General features: G+C 37.4%; 16 protein-coding genes. All 16 read left to right on the forward strand.

Annotated features, from left to right (window positions below; genetic code table 11):
- The first annotated feature begins 1 nt into the window (after window position 1).
- Window positions 2–526, forward strand: coding sequence for an HslVU peptidase proteolytic subunit (hslV, locus tag CP355_RS00835; RefSeq protein ID WP_014918884.1), 525 nt, complete (start codon window positions 2–4; stop codon window positions 524–526).
- A gap of 10 nt (window positions 527–536) precedes the next feature.
- Window positions 537–1,940, forward strand: coding sequence for an ATP-dependent protease ATPase subunit HslU (hslU, locus tag CP355_RS00840; protein ID WP_098043678.1), 1,404 nt, complete (start codon window positions 537–539; stop codon window positions 1,938–1,940).
- A 150-nt stretch (window positions 1,941–2,090) separates the two neighbouring features.
- Complete coding sequence (locus tag CP355_RS00845) at window positions 2,091–2,990, forward strand: aldose 1-epimerase family protein (RefSeq protein WP_098043679.1); 900 nt, start codon at window positions 2,091–2,093, stop codon at window positions 2,988–2,990.
- A 227-nt stretch (window positions 2,991–3,217) separates the two neighbouring features.
- Complete coding sequence (gene fabZ, locus CP355_RS00850) at window positions 3,218–3,616, forward strand: 3-hydroxyacyl-ACP dehydratase FabZ (RefSeq protein WP_098043680.1); 399 nt, start codon at window positions 3,218–3,220, stop codon at window positions 3,614–3,616.
- Between the two features lie 61 nt (window positions 3,617–3,677).
- Complete coding sequence (locus CP355_RS00855; protein WP_087176172.1) at window positions 3,678–4,115, forward strand: MarR family winged helix-turn-helix transcriptional regulator; 438 nt, start codon at window positions 3,678–3,680, stop codon at window positions 4,113–4,115.
- A gap of 15 nt (window positions 4,116–4,130) precedes the next feature.
- Window positions 4,131–5,099 (forward strand): beta-ketoacyl-ACP synthase III, encoded by a 969-nt coding sequence (locus CP355_RS00860; protein ID WP_098043696.1) that lies wholly within the window; start codon window positions 4,131–4,133, stop codon window positions 5,097–5,099.
- A 19-nt stretch (window positions 5,100–5,118) separates the two neighbouring features.
- Window positions 5,119–5,364 carry an acyl carrier protein gene (locus CP355_RS00865; RefSeq protein ID WP_087176170.1) on the forward strand — a complete coding sequence of 82 codons (246 nt, stop codon included), beginning with the start codon at window positions 5,119–5,121 and terminating at the stop codon, window positions 5,362–5,364.
- The gene (locus CP355_RS00870) at window positions 5,364–6,308 is read left to right on the forward strand and encodes an ACP S-malonyltransferase (RefSeq protein WP_098043681.1); all 945 of its coding nucleotides are present in this window, start codon (window positions 5,364–5,366) and stop codon (window positions 6,306–6,308) included. The genes CP355_RS00865 and CP355_RS00870 overlap by 1 nt, the downstream gene beginning before the upstream one ends.
- Window positions 6,292–7,023: a 3-oxoacyl-ACP reductase family protein gene (locus CP355_RS00875; protein WP_098043682.1), complete on the forward strand. Its 732-nt coding sequence runs from the start codon at window positions 6,292–6,294 to the stop codon at window positions 7,021–7,023. Before CP355_RS00870 ends, CP355_RS00875 begins: the two co-directional genes overlap by 17 nt.
- An 11-nt stretch (window positions 7,024–7,034) precedes the next feature.
- Entirely contained in the window at window positions 7,035–8,270 is a 1,236-nt protein-coding gene (gene fabF, locus CP355_RS00880; RefSeq protein ID WP_098043683.1) for a beta-ketoacyl-ACP synthase II, read from the forward strand.
- Window positions 8,270–8,728 carry an acetyl-CoA carboxylase biotin carboxyl carrier protein gene (accB, locus tag CP355_RS00885; RefSeq protein WP_098043684.1) on the forward strand — a complete coding sequence of 153 codons (459 nt, stop codon included), beginning with the start codon at window positions 8,270–8,272 and terminating at the stop codon, window positions 8,726–8,728. The genes fabF and accB overlap by 1 nt, the downstream gene beginning before the upstream one ends.
- A 1-nt stretch (window position 8,729) precedes the next feature.
- Window positions 8,730–9,161 carry a 3-hydroxyacyl-ACP dehydratase FabZ gene (gene fabZ / locus CP355_RS00890; RefSeq protein WP_098043685.1) on the forward strand — a complete coding sequence of 144 codons (432 nt, stop codon included), beginning with the start codon at window positions 8,730–8,732 and terminating at the stop codon, window positions 9,159–9,161.
- 9 nt (window positions 9,162–9,170) lie between these two features.
- Window positions 9,171–10,556: an acetyl-CoA carboxylase biotin carboxylase subunit gene (gene accC, locus CP355_RS00895; RefSeq protein ID WP_098043686.1), complete on the forward strand. Its 1,386-nt coding sequence runs from the start codon at window positions 9,171–9,173 to the stop codon at window positions 10,554–10,556.
- Entirely contained in the window at window positions 10,534–11,385 is an 852-nt protein-coding gene (locus CP355_RS00900) for an acetyl-CoA carboxylase carboxyltransferase subunit beta (RefSeq protein ID WP_087235563.1), read from the forward strand. Before accC ends, CP355_RS00900 begins: the two co-directional genes overlap by 23 nt.
- A complete protein-coding gene (accA, locus tag CP355_RS00905) occupies window positions 11,378–12,148 on the forward strand; it encodes a carboxyltransferase subunit alpha (protein ID WP_098043687.1) in 771 nt (256 codons plus the stop codon). The genes CP355_RS00900 and accA overlap by 8 nt, the downstream gene beginning before the upstream one ends.
- Window positions 12,149–12,156: 8 nt before the next feature.
- On the forward strand, window positions 12,157–12,915 hold the full coding sequence (gene fabI / locus CP355_RS00910) for an enoyl-ACP reductase FabI (RefSeq protein WP_087176161.1): 759 nt from the start codon (window positions 12,157–12,159) through the stop codon (window positions 12,913–12,915).

The raw sequence follows: 12,915 nt of genomic DNA on the forward strand, positions 1-12,915 counted from the left end.
TATGACAACAATTTGTTCAGTAAGATTTAATGGAAAAACTGCAATTGCAGGTGATGGACAAGTTACTTTAGGTGAAAAGGTAATCGCTAAGGCAACTGCACGTAAGATTCGTCGTATTTACCATGATCGTGTAATTATTGGTTTTGCCGGTGGTGTTGCTGACGCTGTTAGCTTGCAAGATATGCTTGAAGGCAAGCTTGAAGCATATAGTGGTGATCTTCGTCGTGCAGCCGTAGAAATGGCTCAAGCATGGCGTAAGGATCCAACTTTGCAAAAATTAAACGCAATGTTAATCGCATTTAATGATAAAGATTTGTTACTAATTTCAGGTAATGGTGAAGTTCTTGAACCAGATGAAAACGTTGTGGCAATTGGTTCAGGAGGTAACTTTGCACAAGCAGCAGCTATTGCAATGACACGTCATGCAAATGATATGCAAGCTGATGAAATCGCTCATGAAGCTGTAAAAATTGCCTCAGGAATCGATGTCTTTACTGATGATCATATTGTTACCGATGAAATTTAAGGAGTAAAGTATGGCTATTAAAACACCAAAAGAAATAGTTAAGATCTTAAACGAATATATTATCGGTCAAGATGAAGCTAAAAAGTCAGTTGCAATTGCTCTTTATAACCGTTATCGTAGAATGCAATTGTCTAAGCAAATGCAACATGAAATTACACCTAAAAACTTGCTAATGGCAGGTCCTACAGGTGTTGGTAAAACTGAAATTGCTCGTCGTTTAGCTTCAATTGTAGAAGCACCATTTGTTAAGGTAGAAGCTACTAAATTTACTGAAGTAGGTTACGTTGGTCGTGATGTTGAATCAATGGTCCGTGATTTAGTAGGCGAAGCTGTACGTATGGAAGAAAAGGATCAATTTGCGCGTGTAAAGCCTCAAGCTACTAAAGAAGCTAACAAGCAATTGGTTCGTTTGCTTGCTCCTGGTGTTAAGCGTGAAAAGCGTGGAAACCAAATGCAACAAATGCAAGACATGATGTCTATGCTAATGGGCGGTGCAAATCCAAATAATCAAAATGGCGATCAAGAAGAAGTAACTGATGAAGTTAGAAATCAGCGGATGGATGTTGCTGAAAAGCTAAATAAAGGTTTGCTTGAAGATCGTGAAGTAACCATTGAAGTTGAACAAGCTCCTAAAGCTAATCCAATGAGTGACATGATGGGACAAATGGGAATGGACATGGGTTCCATGCTTAATGACATTATGCCAAAGAAGAAGGTTAAGCGTACTTTATCTGTTCGTGACGCACGTGAAGTCTTGATTCAAGAAGAATCACGTAAGATGGTAGATTATGATACTATTTATCAACGCGCTATTGAGAGAAGCCAAAATAATGGTATTATCTTTATCGATGAAATTGACAAAATTATTGCTGGTAACAAGCGTAATTCTGGTGAAGTTTCTCGTGAAGGTGTACAAAGAGATATTTTGCCAATCGTTGAAGGTTCAACCGTAAATACTAAGTATGGTCCTGTTTCAACTGATCATATTTTATTTATTGCTGCTGGTGCCTTTGCAGAAAGCAAGCCAAGTGATTTGATTCCGGAATTGCAAGGTCGTTTTCCAATTAGAGTAGAACTTAATGCATTGACTAAGGAAGACTTTGTCAAGATTTTAAAGGATCCACAAAATTCATTGCTTAAGCAATATATTGCTTTAATGAAGGCTGATGGTATTAAGTTAATCTTTACTCAAGAAGCAGTTGATAAGATTGCTCAAATTGCCTTTGATGTTAACCAGGGGACAGACAATATTGGTGCCAGACGTCTTTCTACTATTCTTGAAAAATTACTTGAAGATGTTCTCTATGAAGGTCCTGATATGGAAATGGGCGAAATTACCATTACTGAAGCATACGTTGAAGAAAAATTACATGACATTATCATGAACAAGGACTTAACTAAGTTCATTTTATAATTTATAAATTAAGTAACAGCTGATTATCCAGCTGTTTTTTGTTAAAAGCATCTGTTTTGTTTAATGATTAATGTTAAAATATAAGTAATCAAAGCGATTACATTATATTTTTGATATTATTAAATAAGCTAAGTAAGGACAAATTAAGTTATGGATTATACTATTGAAAATAATATGATTAAAGTTGTAATCTCAGATCAAGGTGCTGAGATTCAAAGTGTTAAAAGTGTTCATACTGGTGAAGAATTTATGTGGCAAGCTGATCCTAAAGTTTGGGGAAGACATGCACCGGTTCTTTTCCCAATTGTAGGTAGACTGAAGAATGACGAATATACTTATAAGGGTAAGACTTACCATTTAGGACAACATGGTTTTGCAAGAGATTCTAAGTTTGAGGTTGAAAATCATACTCAAGAAAGTATCACATTCTTGTTAAAAGATAACGAAGAAACCCATAAGGTTTATCCTTTCAAATTTGAATTTAGAGTAAATTATAATTTGATGAATAATTTACTTGAAGAAAACTTTAGCGTTTTAAATAAATCTGATGACACTATGATCTTTGGTGTTGGCGGACATCCAGGATTTGACTTGCCAATAAAAGATGATGAAAAGAAGGAAGATTACTTCTTCGATATGCATCCATCTGTAGCTCGTGTGAAAATTCCTTTAAAGAACGCATTCCTTGATTGGAATAACCGCTCATTAGCTTCAACTGATAGTTTTATTTCTTTGAGTGATGAATTATTTAAGAATGATGCTTTAATTTATGAATTACATGGACACGATAATAAAGTATCACTTAGAACTGACAAGAGTAAATTCCATATTAATGTTTGGACCAGAAATGCACCATTTGTTGGTATTTGGTCACAATATCCTAAGACAGCGGATTATGTATGTATTGAGCCATGGTGGGGAATTGCTGACAGAGATGATGCAGATGGTCAATTAGAACATAAATATGGCATGAATCATTTGGAACCTAATAAAGAATTTCAAGCCGGTTTTAGTATGACGTTCCACTCAGATGCAGATCCTGAAGAATAAAAATAATTTGAATATTTGACTTTAAAAGCTTTCCGATTGGAAGGCTTTTTTGTTTTTTGAGAAAAAATAAAAATAAATTTAACGGCTTTCATTGTTTAAATAAAGCAATTTCAAGATTTTCTATACGAAATTGAACTATTGACATTTTAAATGAAAGTAATATGATTTGCTTATCAAATAATTTGAATATCAAACTATTTGATAAGCAAAATAAAGAGGTGAACTAAATGATCTTGAATGCCGTAGAAATAAAACGGCTAACTGGACGTAGTGAGCCGCTTAGTTTAGTAGATTGTGTTCTTGAAAAAAATTCGAATGAATTAACTGCATTGACGAATGTAACGATGAATGAAGAATTTTTTCAAGGGCACTTTCCGGGTAATCCGGTGATGCCAGGAGTATTGATCGTTGAAGCGTTAGCGCAGGGATGTGAAGTATTGCTTGATAATGATCGATCTGCTTTGAAACTGAGTCAAATTAAAAAAGCTCGTTTTAGAGAAATGGTTAAGCCAGGAGATCAGTTAACAATTAAAGTTAAACGTAAGCTTAAAGACGAATTTATTTTTAAAACTGAAGCATATATCCAAGATAAGCTTGTTTGTAGTGCAGAACTTTCTTTCTCTTAAATAATTTAAATGATTTTGTTTTATAATTTAAGTTGAATATAAACGATAAAGGAACTAGATTATGAAACACTTATATCAAGAGATAAATGATGCGCTTTACAACACTTATTACGGTATTAATCGCATTGAAGAAGAAGAACTTAAAAAGAGTCAGTTCAAAGATTTAACTGTTAAAGAGTTACATGCAATCGATGCGATTACGATGTATGATCATCTAACCGTTTCGCAAGTGGCCGATAAGTTGCACTTGTCACGTGCTACAGTTACTTCGACAGTCGATCGGCTTGTCCGTAAGGGATATGCAGAAAGAATTCGTGATGAAAAAGATCGCAGAGTAGTTCGATTAGCTTTAACCAAAAAAGGACGAGTATTATGCCGTGCTTATCATGCTTATCACAACATGATGGTTAAAAGCTTTTTGCAGAATTTAAATGATGATGAATTACAAACGATCTATCACGCTTTTAAAAATTTGGAGAAATTCGTCAATTCACACTAGATGGGATTGAAAAACGTGAAAGATGTTGAGTTTATAGCTACTGGTTTTGCAGTGCCTGAACGAGTTGTTACAAATGATCAATTGGCTTCATTCATGGATACTTCTGATGAATGGATTAGTAAGCGGACTGGAATCAGACGAAGACATATAAGTACAGAGGAAAATACTTCTTCGTTAGCATTTCGTGCGGTAGAGAAGTTACAAGAAAAAAGCAACTTTTCTCCGGACGAAATTGACTTAATTATTGTGGCGACAATGTCACCTGATAATATGACTCCGAGTACCGCGGCGATGGTCCAAGGAATGTTGGGAGCAAAAAATGCCGTTGCCTTTGATTTGTCTGCAGCTTGTTCAGGCTTTTCTTATGCTATTTCTGTAGCTCGTAGCATTTTGCTTAGCAATCACTGGCACAAAGCGATTGTAATAGGTGCGGAAGTTTTATCTAAGTTGATTGATTGGCATGATCGTTTGACAGCCGTTTTGTTTGGCGATGGTGCTGGAGCTGCATTACTAAGTGTAAGCAATGATCAGCATTTATTATGCCAGGATTTAAAAACTTTTGGAAATATGTGTAATAAGTTAACTGCTGGTCATACTAAGCCGAAAAAGGATTTGCTTGAAAATGATCGAAAAATGTCTGCTTTTGAGATGGACGGTCGAGAAGTATATCGTTTCGCAACGCATCAAGTTCCTAAATCTATTTTACTGGCCGCTCAACAAGCTAATGTTAATTTGGATGAAATAGATCATTTTTTATTGCATCAGGCTAATGAACGAATAATTAAGCAAGTCGCTAAAAAATTGGATCAACCACTAAGCAAGTTCCCAATGAATATTGCTGAATACGGCAATACTGCTGCAGCCAGTGAGGCAATTCTTTTAGCAGAATGTGTAGCTAATAAAGTAATTAAGAAAGGCGATTTAGTCGCCATGAGTGGTTTTGGCGGAGGATTAACCGTAGCCACACTAATATTTAAATTTTAGAAAATAAGAGGTAAAAATAATGACTAAAGAAGAAATTTTAAAAGATGTTCAAGAAATTGCACAAGACGAATTAGATGTTGAACCTGAAAAGATCACTATGGACACTAATATTAAAGAAGATTTAGATGCCGATAGTTTAGATTTATTTGAAATCTTGAATGAACTTGAAGATAAATATGACATTGAACTTGACGCTGATGATAGTATTCAAACTATTAGTCAATTAGTTGATTTTGTTAAGGATCAAATGGACAAGCAAAAATAATGAAGTTCGGTTTACTATTTAGCGGTCAAGGTGCTCAAAGGGCAGGTATGGGAATTGATTTCTTAGCTGATCCGCTTTTTAAAGAAACAGTAGAAATTGCTAGTGAAGCTAGCGGTCAAGATATTGTTGCTGATTTTAAGAGCGAGCATGATGAATTGAAAAAGACAGTTCATGTTCAGCCAGCTTTAGTTGCCTTTGAAGCCGGAATTTATCGGATGTTGCAACGTGATTTGCCAGATTTTAATGCTGCTGGAATGGTGGGTTTATCTTTAGGCGAATATGGGGCAATGATTGCCAGCAAAGCGATTTCTTTAAAAGAGGGAATTAGTTTAGTTAGTGATCGTGCAAAATATATGCAAGAAGATGCTGATCAAGTTTCTAGTAGCATGGCTGCGTTAATCAAGCCAGATGTTGATAAAGTAAATGCAATTTTGACGGCATTGCAAAATACTGACCAACAAGTATATTTTTCTAATTTTAATTCACCTAAGCAAATTGTAATTGGTGGGGAAGAGTCAGCAGTTAAAAAGGCTGTGCAAGAAATTAATGATCAGGAAGCAGCAAAGCGAGCTGTCGAATTAAAAGTAAATGGTGCTTTTCATACGCCTTTATTTAACGAGGCAAGCAAAAAAATGCATCAACGACTTGCTAACGTTTCTTTTGCTCAAGTTAAAATCCCAGTAATTTCTAATACTACGGTTAAACCATTTACTGATGACTGGGCTGAAATTATGGAAAGACAATTAGCTGTGCCAACTCATTTTGGTTCTTGTGTGCAATATTTGATAGATCAAGTAGGAATTGACGCTACTCTTGAAATCGGTCCAGGAAAAACTTTATCCAGCTTTGCACGACAAGTTGACCGCAAACTTGAACACTATCATATTGGTAATTTGACAGATTATCAAAAATTTATTGAGGAAGAACATGGAATTAAAAAATAAAGTAGTTTTGATTACTGGTTCAACCCGTGGCATTGGTCAAGCGATGGCTTTAGCGTTCGCTAAGGCGGGTGCAAAGGTCATTATTAATGGACGACATGAACAACTGAGCGACGAATTTAAGGCTATTCTAGATAGTGAAAACGCGGAATATCAGTATTTATCTGCTGATTTAGCACAAACAGATTTAAAAGAGTTTGCTAAAAAAGCATGGGATCTATATGGGAAAATTGACGTGTTAATCAATAACGCTGGTATTAATCGCGATAAAATGTTGATCGGGATGCGTGAAGCAGATTTCGATCAAGTTATTAATCTTGATCTGCGAGTTCCTTTCTTTTTAACTAAGGCAATTATTAAAAAGATGAATAAAGAGCGTAGCGGCGTGGTTATCAACATGTCCAGTATAGTCGGCTTACATGGCAATGCAGGACAAGCTAATTATGCTGCAGCTAAGGCAGGTCTAGTCGGTTTTACCAAAGCAGCAGCACGTGAAGCAGCTATGCGTAATATTCGTGTGAACGCCATTGCACCAGGAATGATTAATACTGATATGACCGCTGAATTATCAGACAGAGTAAAAAAGAATATTTTAGAGCAGATACCATTAACTCGTCTAGGTGAGGCTAACGAAGTGGCAGAGACTGCTATTTTTTTGGCACAAAATGACTATATTACGGGTCAAACTATCGTGATTGATGGTGGAATGACAATGTAGGAGAAATCTCAATGCAAAGAGTCGTAATTACAGGAATGGGAGCCATCGCTCCTAATGGAAATGACTATGAAAACTTTGTCAACAATAGTTTGGCAGGTAAAATCGGCATTAAAAAGATTAGTAAATTTGATGCGAGTGAAACTGGGATTACGGTTGCCGGCGAAATAGATGACTTTGATCCTAAAGAATACGTTGGTAAAAAAGAGGCTCGCCGAATGGATCTGTATTCTCAATATGCAGTACAAACTGCATCAGAAGCAGTGAAGATGGCCGGAATCAATGAAGAAAATACTAAGCCTGAAGATTTAGGTGTGATTTTTGGTTCAGGTATCGGTGGATTAACTACAATTGAACAACAAGTTATTCGCATGCATGATAAAGGTCCACGTCGAGTTTCTCCATTTTTTATCCCTATGGCTATTGCTAATATGGCAGCCGGAAATATTTCAATTCGTTTTAATGCACAAAATATTTCTACCTCAATTGTGACTGCTTGTGCTTCGGGTACTAATTCGATCGGTGAAGCTTATCGCCAAATTCGTGAAGGCCGAGCTCAAGCAATGATTACTGGTGGTAGTGAGGCGACTGTCAATGAAACAGCAATCTCCGGTTTTGCTGCTTTGACTGCTTTATCACAAAATACAGATCCTGACCGTGCTTCTTTGCCTTTTGATCAAGATCGAAATGGTTTTGTCTTAGGCGAAGGCAGTGGAGCAATGGTTTTAGAAAGCTTGGAACATGCACAAAAGCGTGGTGCCAAGATTTTAGGAGAAATTGTTGGCTACGGTACAACAAGTGATGCCTACCATATTACATCACCTGATCCAGATGGTAAAGGCGCAGCTCGTGCAATGCAAATGGCAATTGATGAAGCTGGGATTACGCCGGATGAGATAGGTTATATTAATGCACATGGTACAGCAACTCATGCTAATGATAGCGGAGAAAGCAAGGCTATTAATCAGGTATTTGGATCAGATAGCAGCGTGCGCGTTTCTTCAACTAAGGGCATGACAGGACACTTGTTAGGTGCAGCTGGCGCAATTGAAGCCGTAATTACTGTAGCAGGTTTGATGAAAGATAAGTTTCCAATGAATGTGGGATGTTTTAATCAAGATCCTGAGTGTTCAATTAATTTAATTAATCAAGATAATCAAAGCTTTTCTACTGAATATGCGATTTCTAATTCCTTTGGCTTTGGAGGACATAATGCTGTATTAGCATTTAGAAAATGGAGTGAAAATTAATGGATTTGCAAGCAATTTCAAGTTTAATGGATCAGTTTGAAGATTCTGATACTAGAGAATTGAAAATTGACGAGGGTGATTTTCATCTTTACTTGAGTAAAAACAAGATTAATAAGATGCAAAGTAAACCTGCTCCAGTAGTTGAAAATAAAGAACCAGCTTCTAAAACATTAGCTAAATCTGAAGATACTGAAGTGGAAAGTACTTCTGATGCTAAGGATGCGGCAGTTAAGGCTCCAATTGTGGGTATTGTTTATCTGCAAGCAAAACCAGGTCAACCAGCCTTTGTAAAGGTGGGTGATCACGTAGAAAAAGGTCAAACTGTTTGCATCATTGAAGCCATGAAGATGATGACAGAAATTAAGAGTACTTTAACTGGAACGGTAACAGCAATTAATGTTGAGAACGAAGATTTAGTTGAAGTCGATCAACCCTTGATTTCAGTAAAGGAAGATTAAAATGGCTAAAGAATTAGACATTGCTGCTATAGAAAAAATTATTCCGCACAGATACCCGATGCTTTTGATAGATCGTGTAATTGATCTTGAAGAAGGAAAAAGTGCTACAGCGATTCATAATGTGAGTTTTAGTGAAAAGTTTGTGCAAGCTTCTTCAAAAAGTGATCCAGCTTTCCCCTCGCCACTAATTGTTGAAGCAATGGCTCAAACTGGAGCGGTAGCTCTTTTGAGCACTCCAGATTTTCAGGGCAAGACTGCATATTTTGGTGGTATTCAAAAAGCTGATTTTATGAGAGAGGCTCGTCCAGGTGATCAAGTAGTGTTAAAAACTGAATTAACCAAGATTCGCAAAAATATTGGTGTAGGTAAAGGCATTGCTACTATAGATGGACACAAGATTGCAGAAGCAGAATTAACATTTATGATTGGCTAGGTGAAATTGATGTTTAAAAAAGTTTTAGTAGCAAATCGAGGCGAAATTGCAGTTCGCATTATTCGTTCGCTAAAAGAGATGAATATTAAGACTGTCGCAATTTACTCAACTGCTGATCGTGATAGTTTGCATGTACAGCTTGCTGATGAAGCAGTCTGTGTAGGAGGACCGCAGCCTACTGATTCATATTTGAATATTAAAAATATTTTAGCAGCAGCTGTAGGGACAGGTGCGGAAGCAGTTCATCCAGGTTATGGTTTTTTGTCAGAAAGTGCTGAGTTTGCCCAGATGTGCACTGATTGCGGCTTGATTTTTATCGGACCAAAAGCTGAAACAATTGATCGCATGGGAAATAAGGAACATGCACGTCAAACTATGGTTGCTCACCGTGTACCAGTTACTCCAGGTAGTACTGGTTTTATTACTTCAGCTGATGAAGCTAAGCAAATTGCGGAAAAAATAGGCTATCCAGTTTTGTTAAAGGCAGCAGCTGGCGGTGGCGGTAAAGGCATTCGCCAGGTTACAAAACCCGAAGAAATGGCTGCCGCATTAGCCTCTGCTCAAAGCGAAGCTAAAAATGATTTTGGTGATGATCGCATGTATTTGGAAAAAGTTATGCAAAATGTAAAGCATATTGAGGTCCAAATTTTTAGGGATAGTTTTGGTCATACTGTGTACTTCCCGGAGCGAGACTGTTCATTGCAGAGAAATAAGCAAAAGGTGCTTGAAGAGAGTCCTTGTGAGTTAATTACTCCTGCTGAACGAAAGCATTTGGGTGAAATTGCAGTCAAAGCAGCAGAAGCAGCAGATTATGTAAATACTGGTACCATTGAGTTTTTAATGGATCAAGACCATCATTTTTATTTTATGGAAATGAATACTCGTATTCAGGTTGAACACACTGTTACTGAAATGGTTACGGGTGTTGATCTAGTAAAAGCTCAGATTATGGTTGCTGCAGGTCAAGAGTTGCCTTTTACTCAAGCTGATTTAAAGGCAAAGGGACATGCAATCGAATGCCGCATTAATGCGGAAGATCCGGCCAATAATTTTATGCCTTCAGTAGGGAATATTGATTATCTTTATTTACCAATTGGCAATCCAGGGATGCGAATCGATACTGCACTTTATCAAGGCGGCATGATTTCACCATTCTATGATTCGATGATTGCCAAGGTAGTAGCTTTCGGTCAAACTCGTACAGAAGCAATTGCTAAAATGGAACGGTTGTTAAAAGAAATGGTTATTCGCGAAATTACTACAAACCAAGAATTTCATTTAGCAATTTTAAAGGATCCCGGATTTAAGAGCAGCAAATTTACTAATACTTATTTAGAGAAGGAATTTTTACCTAAATGGAAGGAGCGTGCACATGGTCAAGCTGTTTCCGCATAAAAATACGTTAACTGAAAAGCATGTGAAGGCGAATAAAGTTGCCGATGATCGCGTTCCTGATGGCATACTTAAGAAATGTCCGAAGTGTCATACTGAAATTTTTGCTAATCAGTTAGATTCATATTTGACCTGCCCTAATTGTGATTATGGTTTTAGAATTCCCGCTAAAAAGCGAATTGAATGGTTAGTCGATGATTTTGAGGAATGGGACAGCGAGATTTCGCCTTCAGATCCACTCAAATTTCCCAATTATGATCAAAAGATAGCTAAAGCAAAGAAAAATAGTGGCCTTAATGAAGCTGTTTTGACAGGACAGGCTAAGATTGACGGTCAAAGCTTTGCACTAGGCATCATGGATCCCACCTTTATTATGGGTTCATTAGGTCAAATGACTGGTGAAAAAATTACCCGTTTATTTGAAAAAGCTACAAAAAAAGGATTGCCTGTTGTTTTATTTACTGCATCTGGTGGTGCCCGCATGCAAGAAGGTATCTTATCATTAATGCAAATGGCTAAAGTATCCAATGCCGTTGCTAAGCACAGTCAAGCTGGTCTTTTGTATATTGCTGTTTTAACTGATCCAACTACTGGAGGAGTAACTGCCAGTTTTGCGACAGAAGCAGACATAACTCTAGCTGAACCACATGCAATGGTTGGCTTTGCCGGTCGACGTGTAATTGAGCAAACAATCCACCAAGAGATTGCTCCTGATTTGCAGGATGCGGAGAATGTGCTTAAACACGGCTTTATTGATCATATAGTCAAAAGACAAGATGAAAGAAGCACAATCGAGTGGCTTTTGAAGTTTGGTGGTGAAGCAAATGACTAAGAAAGCAATGGAAGTTGTTCAGGCAGCTAGGGATGAAAAACATATCTCAGGTCATGAATTAAGAAAAGTCCTTTTTCCAGATTTCTTTGAATTGCATGGTGATGGCTTAAGTGGTGATGATCCAGCAATTGTTGGCGGATTAGCAACGTTTCATGGTCAACCGGTAACTGTCATTACTACTAGTCGCGGCCATAGTCTAAATGAACGAATAGAAAAGCACTTTGGCCAACCAGAGCCTAGCGGATATCGCAAAGCTTGTCGCTTAGTAGAAAATGCAGCTAAGTTTCATCGACCAGTATTTTTATTTGTAGATACTGCGGGTGCTTATCCAGGTAAAAGTGCAGAAGAAAATGGCCAAGGTGAAGCAATTGCGCAAAATCTTTTGCGTATTGGCCAAGCTAAAACGCCAATTATTACCATAATATATGGTGAAGGTGGATCAGGCGGTGCTTTAGCTCTTGCCTGTGGTGACGGAGTGTGGATGCTAGAAGATAGTATTTATTCTGTTTTGTCTCCTGAAGGTTTTGCTTCTATTTTATGGAAAGATGCTAAAAAAGCAGCAGAAGCTGCGGAAGTGATGCGGTTAACACCAAAGAATCTGTTACAGCAAAAGGTAATTGAAGGTATTATTGACGAGCCAGCAGACCATCTGCAAGTATGTCAAAATATTGAGCAAGTTTTACAAACTGAATTAGATAAGCTGCAAAATTTATCTGCTGAAGAGCTATTAGTAAGACGCTATGAACGTTTTAGGAAGTTTTAGGTGAAAAAATGAGTGGTATCTTAACAGGAAAGAAAATTTTGGTAATGGGCGTTGCTAATAATCGTTCTATTGCTTGGGGATGTGCACAAGCAATGGAGCAGCAAGGCGCAGAAGTGATTTATACATATCAAAACGAACGCTTAAAGAAATTTATTTCCAAGTTAGTAACGGATGAAAATCGTTTAATTGAATGTGATGTTGCCAATGATGAAAGTATTGCCAACGCTTTTGATCTTATTGAGAGTCGTTTTGGTAAAATCGATGGAATTGTTCATGCCATTGCTTTTGCTAAAAAAGAAGAACTTGGCGGCTCGATTCTTAATTCAACTCGCGCAGGTTTTAGTCAAGCTCTAGATGTTTCCGCATATTCATTACTCGCTGTTGCCAAAGAAGGAGCTGCTATTTTAAATAATCCTGCCAGCATTGTCACATTAACTTATATGGGTAGCGATCGTGCCTTGCCTAATTACAATACTATGGGCATTGCTAAGGCAGCTCTTGAATCTAGTGTCCGCTATTTGGCACGTGATTTAGGTGAAGCAGGTGTTCGCGTAAATGCTATTTCAGCAGGGGCAATGAAGACTTTAGCAGTTTCTGGTATTAAAGGACATGCTGATTTATTGAAAATCTCTCAAAGCGAAACCGTTGATGGTGTGAATGTCACTAAAGAAGAAGTTGGAAATACTTGTGCTTTCCTAATGAGTGATCTAGCAACTGGTTTAACTGGTGACGTGATTTTTGTTGATAAGGGTGTTCACTTAAGATAA

The sequence above is a fragment of the Lactobacillus sp. UMNPBX4 genome (genome assembly GCF_002554115.1).
Classification (GTDB): Bacteria; Bacillota; Bacilli; order Lactobacillales; family Lactobacillaceae; genus Lactobacillus; species Lactobacillus gallinarum.

Excerpts from the sequence above, each read along its gene's own strand:
- hslV (WP_014918884.1), top strand. The coding sequence starts at position 2 with ATGACAACAATTTGTTCAGTAAGATTTAATGGAAAAACTGCAATTGCA.
- hslU (WP_098043678.1), top strand. The coding sequence starts at position 537 with ATGGCTATTAAAACACCAAAAGAAATAGTTAAGATCTTAAACGAATAT.
- CP355_RS00845 (WP_098043679.1), top strand. The coding sequence starts at position 2,091 with ATGGATTATACTATTGAAAATAATATGATTAAAGTTGTAATCTCAGAT.
- fabZ (WP_098043680.1), top strand. The coding sequence starts at position 3,218 with ATGATCTTGAATGCCGTAGAAATAAAACGGCTAACTGGACGTAGTGAG.
- CP355_RS00855 (WP_087176172.1), top strand. The coding sequence starts at position 3,678 with ATGAAACACTTATATCAAGAGATAAATGATGCGCTTTACAACACTTAT.
- CP355_RS00865 (WP_087176170.1), top strand. The coding sequence starts at position 5,119 with ATGACTAAAGAAGAAATTTTAAAAGATGTTCAAGAAATTGCACAAGAC.
- CP355_RS00870 (WP_098043681.1), top strand. The coding sequence starts at position 5,364 with ATGAAGTTCGGTTTACTATTTAGCGGTCAAGGTGCTCAAAGGGCAGGT.
- CP355_RS00875 (WP_098043682.1), top strand. The coding sequence starts at position 6,292 with ATGGAATTAAAAAATAAAGTAGTTTTGATTACTGGTTCAACCCGTGGC.
- fabF (WP_098043683.1), top strand. The coding sequence starts at position 7,035 with ATGCAAAGAGTCGTAATTACAGGAATGGGAGCCATCGCTCCTAATGGA.
- accB (WP_098043684.1), top strand. The coding sequence starts at position 8,270 with ATGGATTTGCAAGCAATTTCAAGTTTAATGGATCAGTTTGAAGATTCT.
- fabZ (WP_098043685.1), top strand. The coding sequence starts at position 8,730 with ATGGCTAAAGAATTAGACATTGCTGCTATAGAAAAAATTATTCCGCAC.
- accC (WP_098043686.1), top strand. The coding sequence starts at position 9,171 with ATGTTTAAAAAAGTTTTAGTAGCAAATCGAGGCGAAATTGCAGTTCGC.
- CP355_RS00900 (WP_087235563.1), top strand. The coding sequence starts at position 10,534 with ATGGTCAAGCTGTTTCCGCATAAAAATACGTTAACTGAAAAGCATGTG.
- accA (WP_098043687.1), top strand. The coding sequence starts at position 11,378 with ATGACTAAGAAAGCAATGGAAGTTGTTCAGGCAGCTAGGGATGAAAAA.
- fabI (WP_087176161.1), top strand. The coding sequence starts at position 12,157 with ATGAGTGGTATCTTAACAGGAAAGAAAATTTTGGTAATGGGCGTTGCT.